This window comes from Arthrobacter sp. 001422645 (assembly GCF_059816125.1).
In genome coordinates this window covers 1-18,217 of the sequence record NZ_JCBANT010000011.1, presented here as the reverse complement: position 1 = coordinate 18,217, position 18,217 = coordinate 1, and the positions used below count along the sequence as shown (strand labels likewise).

The window sequence follows — 18,217 nt, the reverse complement described above, 5'->3', positions numbered from 1 at the left end:
TGATGTCCCTTATCCGCGCGCTCAGCAAGGAACTGCAGGCACGCAGCGATGATTCGCTGCGGGCCTTGTTCACCGCGCGGCCGGACCTCATCACCCCCGGCGTGCCGGACTTCGCAGCCCTCGCGGCGCGGGCCAGCGGCCGGGTCAGCGTGCAACGGGCCTTGGAGCGGCTCAACCGCCCGGAAATGCAGGTCCTTGAGACCCTGCACCTGTGCACCAACACGGACACCGGGCACAGCGCCTCCGCGGCCATGCTGAAGAAGCTGATCAACGGCTCCACACTGGCCTCAATCGACAAGATGCTGCAGTCCCTGCAGGAACTGGCCCTGGTCCACCGGGCGGAACCCCCGCACGGCGCCCCGGCCGCCGGCCCGAAGCAGCGGTACTACCTGCCGGTCGGCAGCCTCAAGGACGTGATCGGCATCTATCCGGCCGGGCTGGGGCGCAGCTACACCGAGCTCGTGCGGCTCCAGCCGGCTTTTGCGCAGCGGGTGGTCCAGCTGGTCGGGGAACTGCACCGCAGCGGCGCGGCGGTCTCGCCCGCGACGACGCCGATGGAGGCCGCGCTGTCGCTGCAGCACTGGACGGCCACGCCGGAGTCCCTCCGGCAGATCCTGGACACCGCCCCCGACCGCACCGCGGCACTCCTGGCACGGTTCGGGAACTGGGCCATGGGTGCCGTTCCCCAGGCCCAACGCCGCGCTTCCGTCCTGCACGAGGCCGCCGACGTCGGGCCGGTGGACTGGCTCCTCGCCCGGGGGCTGCTCGTTCCCCTGGACGCCGCCCACGTGGAGCTTCCGCACAGCGTCGGCGTCTCGTTGCGTGGCGGCTTTGTCATCGAGAAGTTTGCGCTGACTCCCCCGGTTCCGCGGCTGGGATCCACTTCTGCGGCGCTGCGCCGCAACGCCGCCCTGGGCGCGATCGCAGAGACCCTGCGGCTGGTCGGCGAACTGCTCCATGTCGTCCGCGAGCAGCCTCTCGTCACCCTGCGCAGCGGCGGTGTGGGCGTCCGGGAGTTGAAGCGGCTGGCCGAGGGCCTCCGGCTCGAGATGCACGACGCCGGCGTGCTGGCGGAAGTGTGCGCCCTGGCCGGGCTCATCCGCCTGGACGTGGACAGTTCCGCCTGGGTCCAGCCGCCGCAGCTGGAGTGGCTGACGCTTCCGCGGCAGGAGCAGTGGCTCTGGCTGGTCAACGCCTGGCTCGCCAGCGAGCGGGCGCCCTCCCTCGTCGGGCAGCCGGTCAACGGCCAGGCCGCGGTCCCGGCCCTCCACCGCGGCGCCGCCGTCAACACCATCAATGCGCTCTCGGCCGAAGCCCAGCGCCCGGACGCCCCGGTGGTCCGGAAACGGATCCTGGAAATCCTGGCTGAACTGACCCGGGAGGCCGCGGCCGCCGACGGGCAGGCCCCGGTACTGGACGCCGCGGCTGTGTTGGAGCGCGCCGACTGGACCCAGCCCCGGATGGCGCGGCGTTTCAGCTCCCTGATCCGGGGGGTCCTGGCCGAGGCCGAGATGCTGGGGCTGATCGGCTCGGGCGCGCTCAGCCAGATCGGGGCGGCGATCGCCGCCGAGCAGCCCGACGAGGCGATGGGAATCCTGGGCGAACACCTGCCGGCAGCCCTGAACCATGTGCTGCTACAGGCGGACCTCACAGCGGTGGCCCCCGGCTACCTCGCACCGGATCTCACCGAAAAGCTCCTCACCATGGCCGACGCCGAAGGCCAGGGCCCGGCCACGATCTACCGGTTCTCTACCGCCTCGGTCCGGCGCGCGCTCGACGCGGGCCAGGATGCCGCGGCCATGCTGGAGTTCCTGGGCCTGCACTCGGCAACGGCGATCCCTCAACCGCTGAAGTACCTGATCGAGGACACCGCCGCCCGCCATGCCAGGCTGCGGGTGGGCTCTGCCGCAAGCTTCATCCAGAGCGACGACGAAACGGCCCTGCTCGAATTGCTCAACACTCCCGGCGCCTCCGGCCTGGGCCTGGTGCGGCTCGCACCCACCGTGCTGGTCTCGCACGCGGCGCCGCGCGACACGGCGCAGGTCCTCCGGAGCCTGGGGTTGTCCCCGTCCGTGGAGGAGTCCGAAGCCGGCGGCATCCGGCTGCGCCGCACCACGGCGCTGCCCGGCAGTGCCCGGCCGGTCTACAGCGCGCCGCGCACTGCCCCTCCGGAAGCCGACGTCGACGCCCAGCTGGCGGTGCTGCGCAGCGAGCGGCCCGCCGCGGGCGGCGCCGTCGGGCATCCCGCGGCGGCACCCGGCAGCGAGGAGGCAACCCAGCTGGGACTGGAAACCCTGCAGAAGGCAATCCGGCTCAAGCAGCGTGTGGTGATGAACGTCGTCGACGGCCTGGGGAATGCCGTGCGGGAGACAGTTGTTCCGGTAGCTGTGAACGGTGGGCGGGTCCGGGTGTTCGATCCGGACAAGGAAACCGAACGCGTCCTGTCCATCCACCGGATTATCGACGTAGAAGCCGCAGAGGAATTGCTCCAGTGACCGACGGACCGCTGATTGTCCAGAGTGACAAAACCATCCTGCTCGAAGTCGACCACGAACTGGCCACCGAAGCACGCCACGCCATCGCCGCGTTCGCCGAACTGGAACGCGCCCCCGAGCACGTGCACAGCTACCGGCTGACGCCGCTGGGCCTCTGGAACGCCCGGGCCGCCGGGCTCGACGCCGAAAGAGTGCTGGACACGCTGCTGAAGTACTCCCGTTTCCCGGTGCCGCATTCCCTGCTGATCGACGTCGAAGAGACCATGTCCCGGTACGGCCGGCTCCGGCTCGAAAAGGACCCGCAGCACGGCCTGGTCATGCGTACCTCCGACTATCCGGTGCTGGAGGAAGTCAGCCGCGCCAAGAAAATCGCCCCCTTGCTGGGCCCGAGGATCGACGGTGAGACCGTGGTGGTGCACTCCTCCCAGCGCGGGCAGCTCAAGCAGCTGTTGCTGAAAATCGGCTGGCCGGCCGAGGACCTGGCCGGCTACGTCGACGGCACGCCGCACCCCATCATGCTCGACGAGTCCGGCTGGAAGCTCCGCCCCTACCAGCAGCTGGCGATGGAGAACTTCTGGGCCGGCGGCAGCGGCGTCGTCGTGCTCCCCTGCGGCGCCGGCAAAACCTTGGTGGGCGCCGCCGCGATGGCCACCAGCTCCACCACGACGCTGATCCTGGTGACCAACACGGTGTCCGCCCGGCAGTGGAAGGACGAGCTGCTGAAGCGGACCTCCCTCACCGAGGAGGAGATCGGCGAATACTCCGGCTCCGTCAAGGAGGTCCGGCCCGTCACGATCGCCACCTACCAGGTCCTGACCACCAAGCGGGGCGGGCTCTACCCCCATCTGGAGCTGGTGGACGGCAACGACTGGGGGCTCATCATCTATGACGAGGTCCACCTCCTGCCCGCGCCGATCTTCCGGATGACCGCGGATTTGCAGGCCCGCCGCAGGCTCGGCCTCACCGCCACGCTGGTCCGTGAAGACGGCCGCGAGGGCGAGGTCTTCAGCCTGATCGGGCCGAAGCGCTACGACGCGCCGTGGAAAGACATCGAGGCGCAGGGCTACATCGCGCCGGCCGACTGCGTCGAGGTCCGGATCGACCTGCCCCGCGACGAACGCGTGGCCTACGCGATGGCCGAGGACGCGGACAAGTACCGGCTGTGCGCCACGTCCGAGTCCAAGACCCTGGTGGTGGAACGGCTGGTCGCCGAGCACGCGGGCGAGCAACTGCTGGTGATCGGCCAGTACATCGACCAGCTGGACGAGATCGGCGAGCGCCTGCAGGCGCCGGTGATCAAGGGCGACACGTCCGTCAAGGAACGCCAGAAGCTCTATGACGCCTTCCGCGCCGGCGAAGTGCAGACCCTGGTGGTGTCCAAGGTCGCGAACTTCTCCATCGACCTGCCCGAGGCGTCTGTGGCGATCCAGGTCTCGGGCTCCTTCGGCTCCCGGCAGGAGGAGGCGCAGCGCCTCGGCCGGCTGCTGCGGCCCAAGAAGGACGGCCGCGCCGCACGCTTCTACTCCCTGGTGGCCAGGGACACGCTGGACCAGGACTTCGCGGCCAAACGCCAGCGCTTCCTTGCCGAGCAGGGGTACGCCTACCGGATCATGGATGCCAAGGACGTCGGGACGGCGATTTAGGCGCCCGGCAATGCCTGTTCCCGGAAATTCCTGGCACCCCGGGAACATGCAACACACATGAGCCATTCAGAAAACTCCCAGAGTCTGGGAGCATCATGGGAGTCATGAAGAAGAACGGTCCCGAAGCCAAGCTGCTCGTCGTCGATGATGAACCGAACATCCGCGAGCTGCTGTCCACGTCCCTGCGGTTTGCCGGCTTTGAAGTCGTCTCGGCGGCCAACGGGCGCGAAGCCCTGGCGGCGGCCGATCTCCATTCCCCCGATCTGGCCGTCCTGGACGTCATGTTGCCGGATATGGACGGCTTCACCGTAACCCGCCGGCTCCGGGCCGCGGGCAAGCACTTCCCCGTTCTCTTCCTGACGGCCAAGGATGACACCGAAGACAAAGTCATGGGCCTGACGGTGGGCGGCGACGACTACGTCACCAAACCCTTCAGCCTCGATGAGGTGGTGGCGCGGATCCGCGCCGTGCTGCGGCGTACGCAGCCCCTCCAGGATGACGACGCCGTCATCCGCGTCGATGACCTCGAGCTCGACGACGATGCCCACGAGGTGCGCCGCGGCGGCACGGTGATCGAGCTCTCCCCCACCGAATTCAAGCTCCTGCGCTACCTCATGCTGAATCCCAACCGGGTGCTGTCCAAGGCCCAGATCCTGGACCATGTCTGGGAGTACGACTTCAACGGAGATGCCTCGATCGTGGAGTCCTACATCTCCTACCTGCGCCGCAAAGTGGACATTGACCCCGATGGCCCGGCCCTGATCCAGACCAAACGGGGCGTGGGCTACGTGCTGCGGACGGCCGAGAAGCGCTGACCTCCGTTGCTGCTCCGTTGGAAGTCGGCGTCGCTGAGGTCGCAGCTCGTCGCGATTATGACCGCACTGATGCTGGTGGCCCTCACCGCCACCGGCGCCGGGACCCTGACGCTGCTGCACAGCTATCTGCAGGGGCAGGTCGACGACAAGCTGCGGGCCGCGATTGCCTCGGTGCGCCAGCAGCAGTCCTTCAGCCAGCTCCAGGACCAGACCCAGAGCATCCCCACCGACTACTCGCTGATGCTGTTCGCGCCGGGGCAGCCGGCAGTGCCGTTCGGCGGCAACAAGGTGCTCCACCCGGATATCCCCACCATCACCTCCCAGGAAGCCGCTGCCCGCGACCAGGCCCCCTTCCAGGTCCGCGGAACGGACGGACGCAACTGGCGGGTGGTCGCGCTGAACGTTGTGGACAGCAAGGAGCGCAGCTCCGTCGTGGTCATCGGGCTGCCGCTGTGGCCGGTCGATTCCGTCATGGAACACGCTGTCCTGGTGGTGGTCGGCGTCGGGCTGCTGACTCTTGTCCTGGCGTTCTTCATCGCCACGTGGAGCATCTCCCGGTCCTTCCGGCCGCTGGCACGGGTCGAAAGGACCGCGGCGGCCATTGCTGCCGGCGATCTGTCCCGGCGCGTCGAAATCGAAAACCCCAACACGGAGGTGGGCCGGCTGGGCAGCTCGCTCAATGCCATGTTGGCCCACATCGAAACGGCCTTCGCCGCCCGGATGGCTTCCGAGGAACGGATGCGCCGCTTCGCCGCGGACGCCTCGCATGAACTGCGCACGCCGCTGGTGACGATCCGCGGTTTCTCCGAGCTTTACCGGCAGGGCGCGCTGTCCACCCCGGAGGATGTGGCGACCGCCATGGGGCGGATCGAAAGCGAGGCCAAGCGGATGGGGGCCATGGTGGAGGACCTGCTGCTGCTTGCCAGGATCGATGAGCAGCGGCCGCTCCAGCAGAAACCCGCCGATCTGCTGCTGATCGCCAACGACGCCGTCGTGGACTCCCAGGCGAGCGACCGAAGCCGTGTCATCTCGCTGACCGGGCTCGACGGCGGCCCGCCCGCGCCGGCCCCGGTCGTGGGCGACGAGGCCAAACTACGGCAAGTGGTGGGGAACCTCGTGGGCAACGCCCTGCGCTACACCCCCGAGGGCACGCCCATTGAACTCGCCGTCGGCGCCCGCACCGCGGCGGACGGCCGCCGGCTGTCCGTCATCGAGGTCCGCGACCATGGTCCCGGCGTCCCCGCGGAGGAAGCCGCAAAGATCTTCGAGCGGTTCTACCGGGCGGACACCTCCCGCACCCGGGAGACCGGTGGCAGCGGGCTTGGGCTGGCAATCGTCGCGGCCATCGTCGGCTCGCATGCCGGCACCGTCCGGGTCGAGGAGACCGACGGCGGCGGCGCCACCTTGGTGGTCAGTCTTCCGTTCCTGGACGACTCCATGGAGGACACCGGCTCCAGTGTCAGTGCCGGTTCGGCTGCGGATCACGAGACCGACACCGGCCCGGACGACGCCCGCGGGGAGTAGCGCGCCCGCGATCCTGACGCTTTTTCCACATACCGTGGCCGGGCTTAGCCCGCGCCCCGCGACCTGCCTAGGCTCGCAGTATCCGGAAATCCCGGAGCAGGCACTGTCGAGAGGGCACCCCAATGAGCATTATCTCCGTCGATACGGAACTCCTCCAGCTCAAGTCAGCAACCGTCAAGGCCACAGTCGACCGGATCGGCTCGGACGTCCAGGCCATGAAACGGGGGCTGGACGAGTTGCAGGCCACGTGGCGCGGCTCGGCCGCCACCAACTTCCAGGCCCTTGTGGCCGAGTGGACGCTGACCCAGGGCAAAGTGGAGGCATCCCTCGCATCGATCAACCTGGCACTGAACTCCGCGGCGGCCAGTTACGCCCAGGCCGAACTGACCAACACGCAGCGGTTCAGCTGACCGGCCGCCTGCGCGCCGCAGGGAGGCTCAGGCCTCCGGCGTGCCCTGATGGAAGCGGAGCCGCCATTGGGCGCCGTCGTGGACCCACAGGGAGCTGCGCAGGGCCGTCCCCGTCCGGGCGCGGCTGCGGTATGTCAGGAGGATAGTCTGCTCGCCCAGCCGGTCAGCACCCAGGATCTCCACCTCGGTGGGGCCGCCCGGATTGTCTTCCAGGGACATCATCATGGCGTCGCGGGTCCAGATCCGGCCTGAGGTCCCGATTTCGGTGAAGTCAGGGTGCAGCAGCACTCCGGTACGCCCCAGGTCGGAGCGCGTTTCCGGCAGGAGGAGCTCGCGCTCCAAAGCCTCGACGATGGCCTCCGGGCTCGCGTCAGTGCCCGGCGCGGGCGTCGGGTCCTCGTCCAGAACGCTGAAAAGATCCGGTTCGTCAAAGAGGGACGGTTCACCAAACAACGGCTGCCTGGCGCTCTCCGGCTGCGCCGGGCGGGAGGCTGCCTGCGCCGCAGCGGGCGATGCCTGGGCTCCCGGAGCCCCTGCCTCCACGGCGGCCTCGGCCGCCGCGCCGAACCCGGGGCCCTGGCGCACGGCCACGCCCTGCTGGAAGGCCGTGGCAGCAGCCCTGGCCCGGTCATCCGCCGCCTCGTTGAGGTCGTGACCGGCGTGGCCCCGCACCCATTCGAAGGTGTACTTGCGGCCGACCAGTGCCTGGTCGATTTCCTTGAGCAGCTCGACGTTCATCACCGGCTTGCCGTCGGACTTGCGCCACCCCTTGCGCTTCCAGCCCGGCATCCATTTGGTCACGGAGTTGATGACGTACTGGCTGTCGCAGAGGATGTGCAGATCCTCGCCGGACAGGTGGGCGGTGGAGCGGAACAGGTCCAGCACGGCCATGAGCTCGCCCATGTTGTTGGTGCCGTGCGGCCATCCGCCGGCCCGCCAGCAGTCGTCGTCCACGTACCATGCCCATCCGGCCGGGCCGGGATTGCCTAAAGCCGAACCGTCGGCTGCTGCTGTAATCGTCACTGCACCATCCTGCCAGACCTCCGCCCGGCCCGATGCCCCGGAGCTTTCGCCAGCTTTCCGCCAGCCATGTGCCAAAACACGTTAACGCCGACGGCGGCCCCACCCGAAGGAGGGACCGCCGTCGTTGTTTACTGCACGTTCAGGGCTGGTTGAGCAGCACTGGAGCGGGGGGTTAGAAACCGCCCATACCGCCCATGCCGCCCATGTCGTCGCCGCCGCCCATCGGGGCGCCACCCTTCTCGGGCTTGTCGGCCACAACGGCCTCGGTGGTGAGGAACAGTCCGGCAATGGACGCCGCGTTCTGCAGGGCAGAGCGGGTGACCTTGACCGGATCGTTGATGCCGGCGGCAAGCAGGTCGACGTACTCGCCGGTGGCTGCGTTCAGGCCGTGGCCTGCGGGCAGGCCGCGGACCTTGTCGACCACAACGCCGGGCTCGAGGCCGGCGTTGAAGGCGATCTGCTTCAGCGGGGCGTCGATGGCAACGCGGACGATGTTCGCACCCGTTGCCTCGTCGCCGGAGAGCTGCAGGTTCGCGAAGGCCTTGGCGCCGGCCTGGATCAGGGCCACGCCACCACCGGCGACGATGCCCTCTTCGACAGCAGCCTTCGCGTTGCGGACAGCGTCCTCAATGCGGTGCTTGCGTTCCTTGAGCTCAACCTCGGTTGCGGCACCGGCCTTGATGACTGCAACGCCGCCGGCCAGCTTGGCCAGGCGCTCCTGCAGCTTCTCGCGGTCGTAATCCGAATCGGAGTTCTCGATCTCGGCACGGATCTGGGACACGCGGCCGGCGATCTGGTCAGCGTCGCCTGCACCCTCGACGATGGTGGTCTCGTCCTTGGTGACAACCACCTTGCGGGCGCGGCCCAGGAGTTCGAGTCCGGCGGTCTCAAGCTTGAGGCCGACTTCCTCGGAGATGACCTGGCCACCGGTGAGGATGGCGATGTCCGCGAGCTGCGCCTTGCGGCGGTCGCCGAAGCCCGGAGCCTTGACGGCGACGGACTTGAACGTGCCGCGGATCTTGTTGACGATGAGCGTGGCCAGGGCCTCGCCCTCGATGTCTTCGGCGATGATCAGCAGCGGCTTGGAGGACTGCATGACCTTTTCGAGGACAGCAACCAGTTCCTTGACGTTGGAGATCTTGGAATTGACGATCAGGATGTACGGATCCTCAAGGACCGTTTCCTGGCGCTCGGCGTCGGTGACGAAGTAAGCGGAGATGTAGCCCTTGTCGAAGCGCATGCCTTCGGTGAGTTCCAGCTCCAGGCCGAAGGTGTTCGACTCCTCGACGGTGATGACGCCTTCCTTGCCGACCTTATCCAGGGCCTCGGCAATCAGGGCGCCAATCTCGTTGTCACCGGCAGAAATGGACGCGGTGGCGGCGATTTCTTCCTTGGTTTCGATTTCCTTGGCGGAGGCCAGGAGCTCGCGGGTGACGGCTTCGACAGCCTTCTCGATGCCGCGCTTGAGGGACAGGGGATCAGCGCCGGCCGCGACGTTGCGCAGGCCTTCCTTGACCAGGGCCTGGGCCAGCACGGTGGCGGTGGTGGTTCCGTCGCCAGCGACGTCGTCCGTCTTCTTGGCAACTTCCTTGACCAGCTCGGCGCCGATCTTCTCGTAAGGATCGTCCAGCTCGATCTCCTTGGCGATGGAAACACCATCGTTGGTGATCGTGGGGGCGCCCCACTTCTTTTCGAGGACGACGTTGCGTCCACGCGGGCCGAGGGTGACCTTGACGGCGTCGGCGAGGATGTTCAGGCCCCGCTCAAGACCGCGGCGTGCCTCTTCATCAAATGCAATGATCTTGGCCATAACGGCAGTAGTCCTTTCGGGACAGTCGTTAAGAATGAACCTTTGCTGCGGTGCCCGCGACGGACGATCCCGGCCCTGTGGCCTCTGTATGCCACTGAACCCGGGATCTCACCCCAGCCAGGTGTTTCTTCGCTCCTGGATCGGCGGCCTCAACTTCGCGGCCGGGTGAACCGGGCGTCGTTTTAGCAGTCAATACGCGGGAGTGCTAAATCAATAATTAGCACTCCCCCGGGGAGAGTGCAAGCAGTGAATGAGCCGGAGGTGCGCTGCATCGGCGTGCTGGCGGCACTCCAGCGCGGCTCAATACGCTACGGGCGATTAACTCCCGCTGCTGTTGGCAGTTTCGTTGCCGCTCATGGTGGCCGTGTTGTCCGACCCGTAGGTGTAGACGACATAGTTCGCGGAACTGACGTCACCGTGGGAATCGAAGCCGACCGGCCCGGATTCCCCGTCGTAGTCGGGCCGGTTGCCTGCCCGGAGGGCGTCGAGGCACTCCTGGTAGGTCTTGCATACCGTGGCTTCGCCGGAGGGCCCGCCGCTGCCTGAGGTCTGGACGTTGCCTCCCGACACGGCGATCAGGCTGCCGGCCACGGACGTTCCGGCGTCGTCCTGGGCTGCGGCGGCCGCGATGGCGGCAAGGTTGACGGCGTCATACGTCTCAGCGGCAAACGTCATGTCCTTCAGCTCCGGATCCACGGAGACCAACTCGCCCTGGAAGTGCGCCGAGGCAAAGGTCCCCGGCAGGATCCCCCGCGCACCGTCGAGTGCACGGGACCCCAGGCCGGAACCGTACTGGTTGACGGCCCCGTCGCTGAGGATGAGCTTCTTGCCGGATAAACCGGCGTTGTTCAGTTCGGCGAGGGCGCCCTGGGCACCTTCGCGGGAAACCAGGACGACGGCGTCGGGAGCCGCTGCCTTCGCGGCAGCCGCCGCCTGCTGTGCCTGGCCCGGGGTGAACCCAGCGACGGCCACAGGCCCCAGTCCGGCCTCCTTCGCCGCGGCGGCCACCGCGTTGGACACGTCCTTGCCGTAGCTGCCTTCCTCGTACACAACGGCAATGGTCGCCGCGCCGCCGTCCTTGGCGAGCTTGACCAGAACGGGGGCCTGCGCGATGTCGGCTGCCGAGGTGCGGAAATAGTAGCCGTTGCTCTCGTACCCGCTGAGTCCGCTGGCGGTGTTCGCGGGGGAAATCATGGCCACCTTGGCGTTGGACAGGACGTCGATCGCGGCAGGCGCGCGGCTTGAGTCGGTCGGACCGATGACGACGTCGGCTTTGGCGGCAACCAGGGCTTTTGCCTGCGCCGCGGTGTCTCCGCTGACGGTCTCCGGAAGCAACTCCACCGGTTTGCCCTTGTGGCCGCCCGCAGCGTTGATTTCCTTAACGGCGAGCTTCGCGGCGGCAAGTTGGGGGGCGTTGAGGAAGCTCTGCGCTCCAGTGTTGTCGAGGATCAGCCCGATCCGCAGGATTCCGTCGCCGCTCGCGTCGGCCTGCTCCACGCGGGCACCGCCCGCCGGTCCCAGGCACCCCGTGGTGGTCAGCGCGGCAGCGGCCAGCACCGCCAGGGCCCAGCCCCGGCGCAGGGTCACAGCCCGCTGACGGACGGTGCCGCCGGCGGTCTTCGGACCGGGTTGCTTTCCGGCAGGGTTCTTTCCTGCGGAGCTGATTCCTGCAGGGCTAATTCCTGCAGGGTCCTGCCTTGGTGCTGCGGCTGCGGCGAAGGTCACTTGGCTGGCCGGACACTTTCGGCCTGCGGGCCCTTTTCGCCTTCGCCGACTTCGAGTTCCACGCGCTGTCCCTCGTCCAGTGCGCGGTAGCCCTCCCCCGCGATGGCGGACCAATGCACAAAGACGTCAGCGCCGGAATCGTCCACGGTGATGAAGCCGTAGCCCTTTTCGGCGTTGAACCATTTCACGGTTCCCAATGCCATGGTGTCCACACTTTCAGTTGGCTTTGCGGGCGGACCACCACAATGTGCGCCGCGGAATGCGACCCGCAGAATGCACAACACAGAATGCACAACGCAGAATGCACAACACAGAATGCACAACACAGGATGCAAACCACGGAAGGCACAGACAGTCCGCAAATACTGTACCCACAGCCCCCGGCCGGAGCGGCCGGCGCGGGCCGGTTCGGCCCCGAATAGTTATTCAGGCGTAACCGGAACGGCTACTGGAAGCCGGGCGCCAGCACGACGACCAGCGGCATCTGGAATTCGGCGGAGTCCACCACGGTCTCGATGCCGAGGAGCTGGCCGAGGGCCTCGGCGTTGCCCTTCTGCGCGGCGCCGCTGTAGAAGACGACGGAGCGCTGCTGGGGCGCTCCTCCCCAGTTACCCAACTCGCCCAGCGTCCAGCCGGCGGTGGAGACCGTGTTGCCTACACTGCTGGCCAGTCCCGCGGTGGTGGTGCCGTTAAAGATCGCCACCGGCTGGGTCTTGTCGACGGCGGCGGTCGGTGTCGGCGTCGGCGTGGCGGAGGGCGTGGGGGATGCGGAGGGCGTCACGCTGGGAGCCGCGCTGGGTGATGCCGGGCTGGAGGCTGTGGTCGCGGGGGCGCTGCCGGCGGCCTGCTCTGCCGATACCGCCGCAGTGTTTCCGCCGCTGGAGAGCCCGAGCTTCGGCAGGATCAGGAACGCCACGAGGCCGACTGCCAGGGCTGCGGCGCCGACGGCCAGGATGGGTGCCAGACGGCGGCGGCGGGTTTCGGCGACGGCCCGGTGGACACCCTGGCGGGTGGAGGTCTCCGGGACCCGATCAAATTCATCCCGAGCGTATTTGGTCATGGTAAAACGACGTCCTTGCTGATTTCTGACGAATTGTCGACGCCGGCTGTCGCGCGGGAATCCGCGCATCCGGCTGTGTTTTACGCGTCTGAGCCCAAGCGGCGGGCAGTGCGCGCACGTTGGCGTGACGTACGTAGTCTACGCAATCTCTTGACCAACATCGGATCGTGGGCCAGCGCAGCCTCGGTATCGATGAGGGCGTTGAGGATCTGGTAGTAGTGCGTGGCGGAAAGGTCGAACAGCTCCCGGATGGCTTGTTCCTTGGCGCCGGCGTACTTCCACCACTGCCGTTCGAGCGCCAGCATCTGCTGGTCCCTGCTGCTCAGGGGCGATTCGGGGCTTGTCCCGGCGGCAACCGAATCCGCCGTCGAAAGGTGCTCTTGCGCTTGTTCGGCCACTGCACACTCCCTGCTTGTTACGGTGAGGATTGTTCCGGTACGGACGGATCCGGTGAAAAGTCTTCCCCCATGCTACGGGCGAATAACAGGCTTGTCATTTGCCGTCCTGCGAGAATGGGCTCTGTGCCCACCTCAGATTCCCTTGACTCCGATGCCCTGTTCGACCTGGAGCCCGTCCCGGCCGAGGCCGTCGGGTTCGCCGAGTTGGCCCGCCTGCCGCTGACGGAGCTGGTGGCTCCCGACTGGGCCGAGGCGCTGGCACCGGTCGAGGGGCCGTTGCGCGAAGTCCTGGAATTCCTCAGCAGGGAGGTTGCCGGCGGCCATGCGGTCCTGCCGCCGGCGTCGAACCTCCTGCGGGCCTTCCGTCAGCCGCTGGCGGATGTCAGGGTGCTCATCGTGGGCCAGGATCCGTATCCGACGCCGGGCCACGCCGTCGGCTTGTCCTTCGCCGTGGACGGCTCCACCCGGCCCATCCCGCGCAGCCTCGCAAACATCTACAAGGAACTCGACGCCGACCTGGGGCTGCCGCCGCGGATCCACGGCGACCTCAGCCGGTGGGCGGACCAGGGTGTGCTGTTGCTCAACAGGGTCCTCAGCGTCCGGGCCGGGGAGGCCGGCTCGCACCGGGGCAAGGGCTGGGAAGCCATTACGGCGACGGCGATCGGCGCGCTGGCGAACCGCGTCACCGCGAACGGCGTGCCGGTCCCGCTCGTGGCAATCCTGTGGGGCAAGGATGCCGAAGCTGTCCGGCCGCTGCTGGGTTCGACGCCGGTGATCGCAAGCGCCCATCCGAGCCCGCTCTCGGCCGCGCGGGGATTTTTCGGCTCACGGCCGTTCAGCCGCGCCAATACGCTGCTCCAGGAACAAGGCGACGGCACGGTGGACTGGGAACTGCCGCCGCTACCCTAACCGGCTTCACAGACCCGGTCCCGCCCATCCTTCTTGGCTGGTTCTTGGCTAGGCTTGGCACCATGACATCAGTCCCCGCCGCCACTTCGGCCACCCGGAAATCCCGCCCGCAGACCAACCTGACCGTCCTGCGCCGCGAGCAGCTCTCGCCGCACATGGTCCGGATCGTGGCCGGCGGCCCGGGCTTCACCGGCTACGTGAACAACGCCTTCGTGGACCGTTACGTCAAGATCGTCTTCCCGCAGCCCGGGGTCACCTATCCGGACCCGCTGGACCTCTGGGAGATCCGGGACACCATGCCGCGGGATCAGTGGCCGCACACCCGGACCTACACCGTCCGCTGGGTCGACGAGGCCGCCGGAGAACTCGCCATCGACTTCGTGATCCACGGCGACGAAGGCCTCGCGGGCCCCTGGGCCGCGTCCGCCCAGCCCGGCGACGCCCTGATTTTCACCGGCCCGGGTGGCGGCTACAACCCGGATCCGGCCGCGGACTGGTTCCTGTTCGCGGGCGACGAATCCGCGCTGCCGGCCATCAGCGCCTCGATCGAATCGCTGCCGCAGGACGCCCGCGGCCTGGCGTTCCTCGAGGTGGACGGCGACGACGATATCCAGGCAATCGCAGCGCCGGCCGGCGTCGAACTGCGCTGGCTGCGACGCGGCGGCGTTCCGGCCGGTGCCAGCGAACTGCTGGTCAGCGCCGTGCGCGACGCCGCCTGGCCTGAGGGCCGGGTGCAGGTCTTCGCGCACGGCGAGCGCGGCTACATGAAGAGCCTGCGCGACGTGCTCTACGTGCAACACGGTCTGGAGCGCTCCCAGGTGTCCCTGTCGGGCTACTGGGCCAAAGGCCGTGTGGAGGACGACTTCCAGGCCGAGAAGAAGCTCCCCGTCGGGAAGATCTAGCACCATCTGGGCGGCTCGCCGCGGGGTTTCCCCGCCTTTGCCATCACGACGCCGGGGCTCGCCGGCAGGGCAGCCCGCCACGCCGTCGGGACCCGGCAAAGGTGGGGTGACCCGGCGGGCCGTGCCGCAAAGAGCGTTAGCGGCGGCGTGCCCGGCGGCGTTCGTTGCTGGCCAGGCCGCGGGTCAGGGGCCGGGCCAGGGTGTCGCCGAGCACGATGCCGGCCGCGACACCCATAACGATGGCACCGGCGTTGAGCATGCCCCCTGCGCCCAGCAGGATTTCCGATTCCTCAATCGTCAATACATACATGGAACGGAATATGGTGAGTCCGGGCAACAGGATCAACGCGGCCGGAACAGCCACCACCAGCTGCGGAGCGCCCATCCGGAGCGCCACCACCCGGGCCAGCAGCCCGATGACAACGGCGGCGAGCGCCGGCGAAAAGCGCATCCCGATGCCCGCGGCCTCTGCCCCGATCAGGACCAGGTAGCCCACGACGCCCACTGCCGCGGTCGGCAGCAGCAGCGTCCAGCCGGTCTGTTCGGTGATGCCGATCATCAGTACGGCGATGGCAATCAGGATAACCACCGCCCATAACGGATACGCCGGCGGGAATGTTTTGGTGACGTCGATCGGCTCCATCCCCGTCATCGCCACAACCACAAAGCCCACGGCGATGCCGGCCACGAGTGCGCCGAACGTCAGCATCGTGGAGAGGAACCGGCCGGCCGCCGTAACCGGGAAGCCGTTGATGGCGTCCTGGACCGAGGAGACCAGCCGTCCGGTCGGCAGGAGGAGCAGGATGCCGCCTACCACCACAATCTCGGGGGCGATCTGGATTCCCACCAGGCCGCCGAACCGCCACAGCAGGAGGGCGATGAAGGTCACCAGGAAGGAGCATGAGGCCGTGATGAAGAAGTCCGGGGTGCGCCAGCGGCCCAGCTGCCGGGCCAGCAGGCTGACCAGCAGGTTGGACACAAACGCCACCGCCGAGGCGCCGGGACCGCCGCCCAGGACACCGACGAAGACGGCGGAGAAGATCCCGAACGCTACGGTAACCATCCAGCGCGGGAAGGGCTTGGACCTGTGGGTGATCTCCTCGAGCCGGCGCACGGCCTCATCGCGGCCCACACCGCCGGCAACGATCTCGGTGACCAGTTGGTGCACCTCGGAGAGCCCGGCGTAGTTGTTGGTCCACGACCTGACCACACGCAGCAGCGAGATGGGGGTCTGGTCCTTGGGGGCGTAGTTGATGGCCACCGACTGGTTGGTGATGTCCACCTCGATGTGCTTGAGGCCCAGCGCAGCCGTCACGGCGATGATGCTGGTTTCCACTTCGAGGGCGCCGGCTCCGTACCGGAACATGGACTCGGCCAGGTGAAGCGCGAAGTCGATGGTCTTGCGGGCGGAGGTGTCCACCCCGCCCACCTGGATCATGGGGTTGGCGTAGGGGCTGCCGGCGAGGCGGTCCACGATGCTCATCGGGGCGGTGGGAGGGTTCTCCCCCTGGACCAGCCGGCGCAGCATCCGCTTGGCCGCGGCGTTCTGCCGCACCTGCGTGGCCGACATCGGCTCGGTCTTGGGCAGTGCGTCGGTGGGCGGCCTCCGGCGGCCGTCGGGTTCCTTGGTCATTCCGGCGTCCTTGATGTCCGTGGCGGCCGGTTTAGTAGAACTGCTGGCCGGTGCGGCGGGTGTAGAGCTGGCGTGCCACGCGCTCCCCCGCAGCCATCCACGCCTTGTACTTCAACGGGTTCAGCACCTGGTCGTAGCAGCCGACAAAGTCGGTGACGGTCTTGCTGAAGCTGGTCTTGAACAGGCCCAGGCCGTGGAACGGGTTGGACGTGTCCTTGAGCTGACCGCTGGGCGGCGTGCCGCAGAAATCGTATTCGGTGCAGCCGAGTTCCTTGAGCTGGTTGATGGCCTGCCACTGCACAAGGTGGGAGTCACCGTACTGGCCGCGCTTCTGCAGCGAGCCGCCGTCCTTGTAGGTGCCTTTGCGGCCGTAGTTGATGACGAAGGCACCCACCGACGGGACGTCGTTCTCGTAGACGAACAGGAGCCGCCCCTGGTCCCGCTTGATGAAGTTGGTCCAGAACTGCCGGTAGTACTCGTATTCGCGGACGCGGACCTGGGACTTGGCTTCCACGGTGGTGGTCATGAGGGCGTACATGGCACGGAAGTTTTCTTCGGTGGGCTCCACGTTGTGCACCTCCACGCCTTCGCGGATGGCGCGGCGGACGGCGTTACGGCCGCGCGAGTGCAGGTTGCGCAGCAGCTGGTTCTCCTCCGGGGAGATGTCCAGCAGGGCCGTCGAGTCGTTGGGCTGCAGATTATGGGTCTTGACCAGTCCGGCAGCTTCGATGACGCTCTTTGCCGACTCGGAGAGCACAATGTCCGGCTCGATCTTGATGGCGAAGACCCCCAGCCGGGCACGTTTGACGAACTCGGCGTTGGCCGCGGCGATGCCCGGGATGTCGTCAACGGAGGCCACATCAGGGCCCTTGATGAGGTACCAGAGCTTGCCCAGGAGCGGGAAGGACTTCTCCAGGACCAGGTTGTAGCTCGTGTAGTCGGCCGTTTCGTATACAAGGTGGAGGGGCTTCCAGCCGAAGTGCTGCTTGACCTCGGCGAACGCCTCCGACTGCAAAAGATTGCCGCCATTGGGGTTCGCGGTGACATGGGCATCCCAGTTGGCGATCTCTTCGGCAGAGGCAAAGCGGGCGGTGAATTCACGCAAGGGTGCGGTATCCAATCATTGCGGTACGAGCGTCGGCGGCATGCGGACATGCAGGTTCAAGTCTATCCGCCACACCCCATGTTCCCGCCCGGACCGGAGCCGCTACGCTGGAAGCATGCCGCCAGATCAGAACTCACCAGCTGCAGCATCCGGAAGCCGGACCCTCCCGTCCGGACAGCGCGGGGTGGGCATCCAGGTGCTGGGACTGCTGGCTTTCCTCGCGGCCTCCGCGCTGGTTGCGGGACTCGGCGGGCTGGCCACCGCCACCAACGTTGACGGCTGGTACGCCACCGCGGACAAAGCACCGTGGTCGCCGCCGAACTGGGTGTTCGGGCCGGTCTGGACGTTGCTTTACACCGCAATGGCCGTGGCTGCGTGGCTGGTCTGGCGCCGCCGGACCGCAGAAACCCGGCCCGCGCTCACCGCCTACGCCGTCCAGTTGGTGCTGAACCTGCTGTGGACCCCGGTCTTCTTCGGCCTGTACCCGGCGCTTGGCACGCCCGCCCTGTGGATCGCCTTCGTCATCATCGTGACCCTGGCTGTGGCCGTGGCCGTCACCGTGCTCTACTTCGGACCGATCAGCCGTACGGCGGGGCTCCTGCTGCTGCCCTATCTCGCCTGGGTGGTGTTCGCCTCGTCGTTGAACCTCTGGGTAGCCCTGAATAACTGACCGCTGAACAACTGACTCAGCACTCGACCACGTTCACGGCGAGGCCGCCCATCGCGGTCTCCTTGTACTTGGAGCTCATGTCCCGGCCGGTCTCC

The 18,217-nt window shown here is 67.6% G+C and carries 16 protein-coding genes; 8 read left to right on the top strand and 8 right to left on the bottom strand.

Features of this window, described 5'->3' with window-relative positions; translation table 11 throughout:
* The first annotated feature begins 2 nt into the window (after nucleotides 1-2).
* From AC6EUH_RS12250 to AC6EUH_RS12230, 5 genes are all read left to right on the top strand, one after another.
* A complete protein-coding gene (locus AC6EUH_RS12250; RefSeq protein WP_499738794.1) occupies nucleotides 3-2,495 on the top strand; it encodes a helicase-associated domain-containing protein in 2,493 nt (830 codons plus the stop codon).
* A complete protein-coding gene (locus tag AC6EUH_RS12245; RefSeq protein ID WP_499738793.1) occupies nucleotides 2,492-4,138 on the top strand; it encodes a DNA repair helicase XPB in 1,647 nt (548 codons plus the stop codon). Before AC6EUH_RS12250 ends, AC6EUH_RS12245 begins: the two co-directional genes overlap by 4 nt.
* Before the next feature lie 104 nt (nucleotides 4,139-4,242).
* Complete coding sequence (locus AC6EUH_RS12240; RefSeq protein ID WP_056424463.1) at nucleotides 4,243-4,953, top strand: response regulator transcription factor; 711 nt, start codon at nucleotides 4,243-4,245, stop codon at nucleotides 4,951-4,953.
* Nucleotides 4,954-4,959: 6 nt separating this feature from the next.
* Entirely contained in the window at nucleotides 4,960-6,477 is a 1,518-nt protein-coding gene (locus AC6EUH_RS12235; protein WP_499738792.1) for a sensor histidine kinase, read from the top strand.
* Nucleotides 6,478-6,599: 122 nt separating this feature from the next.
* Entirely contained in the window at nucleotides 6,600-6,887 is a 288-nt protein-coding gene (locus AC6EUH_RS12230; RefSeq protein ID WP_056424456.1) for a WXG100 family type VII secretion target, read from the top strand.
* Nucleotides 6,888-6,914: 27 nt separating this feature from the next.
* On the opposite strand, the gene AC6EUH_RS12225 is transcribed toward AC6EUH_RS12230, so the two are convergent.
* The 6 genes from AC6EUH_RS12225 to AC6EUH_RS12200 all read right to left on the bottom strand — a co-directional run bounded on the left by AC6EUH_RS12225 (nucleotide 6,915) and on the right by AC6EUH_RS12200 (nucleotide 12,903).
* Nucleotides 6,915-7,910 carry an RNase H family protein gene (locus AC6EUH_RS12225; RefSeq protein WP_499738791.1) on the bottom strand — a complete coding sequence of 332 codons (996 nt, stop codon included), beginning with the start codon at nucleotides 7,908-7,910 and terminating at the stop codon, nucleotides 6,915-6,917.
* Nucleotides 7,911-8,082: 172 nt separating this feature from the next.
* On the bottom strand, nucleotides 8,083-9,720 hold the full coding sequence (gene groL / locus AC6EUH_RS12220) for a chaperonin GroEL (RefSeq protein ID WP_056424449.1): 1,638 nt from the start codon (nucleotides 9,718-9,720) through the stop codon (nucleotides 8,083-8,085).
* 318 nt (nucleotides 9,721-10,038) lie between these two features.
* Nucleotides 10,039-11,301, bottom strand: a complete 1,263-nt coding sequence (locus tag AC6EUH_RS12215) for an ABC transporter substrate-binding protein (protein WP_499738849.1) — start codon at nucleotides 11,299-11,301, stop codon at nucleotides 10,039-10,041.
* Nucleotides 11,302-11,441: 140 nt separating this feature from the next.
* Nucleotides 11,442-11,648, bottom strand: coding sequence for a cold-shock protein (locus AC6EUH_RS12210; protein WP_499738790.1), 207 nt, complete (start codon nucleotides 11,646-11,648; stop codon nucleotides 11,442-11,444).
* A 242-nt stretch (nucleotides 11,649-11,890) separates the two neighbouring features.
* A complete protein-coding gene (locus tag AC6EUH_RS12205) occupies nucleotides 11,891-12,505 on the bottom strand; it encodes a LytR C-terminal domain-containing protein (protein ID WP_499738789.1) in 615 nt (204 codons plus the stop codon).
* Between the two features lie 80 nt (nucleotides 12,506-12,585).
* Nucleotides 12,586-12,903 carry a DUF3263 domain-containing protein gene (locus AC6EUH_RS12200; RefSeq protein WP_056424444.1) on the bottom strand — a complete coding sequence of 106 codons (318 nt, stop codon included), beginning with the start codon at nucleotides 12,901-12,903 and terminating at the stop codon, nucleotides 12,586-12,588.
* Nucleotides 12,904-13,026: 123 nt separating this feature from the next.
* Between AC6EUH_RS12200 and AC6EUH_RS12195 the strand changes: the two genes are divergently transcribed.
* Complete coding sequence (locus AC6EUH_RS12195) at nucleotides 13,027-13,812, top strand: uracil-DNA glycosylase (protein WP_499738788.1); 786 nt, start codon at nucleotides 13,027-13,029, stop codon at nucleotides 13,810-13,812.
* A gap of 62 nt (nucleotides 13,813-13,874) precedes the next feature.
* Nucleotides 13,875-14,714, top strand: coding sequence for a siderophore-interacting protein (locus tag AC6EUH_RS12190; protein ID WP_499738787.1), 840 nt, complete (start codon nucleotides 13,875-13,877; stop codon nucleotides 14,712-14,714).
* Nucleotides 14,715-14,850: 136 nt separating this feature from the next.
* Here the strand turns inward: AC6EUH_RS12190 and AC6EUH_RS12185 are convergent, their stop codons facing one another.
* Nucleotides 14,851-16,347, bottom strand: a complete 1,497-nt coding sequence (locus AC6EUH_RS12185) for a threonine/serine exporter family protein (RefSeq protein WP_056424434.1) — start codon at nucleotides 16,345-16,347, stop codon at nucleotides 14,851-14,853.
* Nucleotides 16,348-16,378: 31 nt separating this feature from the next.
* Nucleotides 16,379-17,452 (bottom strand): lipid II:glycine glycyltransferase FemX, encoded by a 1,074-nt coding sequence (locus AC6EUH_RS12180; protein ID WP_056424430.1) that lies wholly within the window; start codon nucleotides 17,450-17,452, stop codon nucleotides 16,379-16,381.
* A 115-nt stretch (nucleotides 17,453-17,567) separates the two neighbouring features.
* On the opposite strand from AC6EUH_RS12180, the gene AC6EUH_RS12175 reads away from it, so the two are divergent.
* Complete coding sequence (locus AC6EUH_RS12175; RefSeq protein WP_056424427.1) at nucleotides 17,568-18,122, top strand: TspO/MBR family protein; 555 nt, start codon at nucleotides 17,568-17,570, stop codon at nucleotides 18,120-18,122.
* The last annotated feature ends 95 nt before the right edge of the window (nucleotides 18,123-18,217 follow it).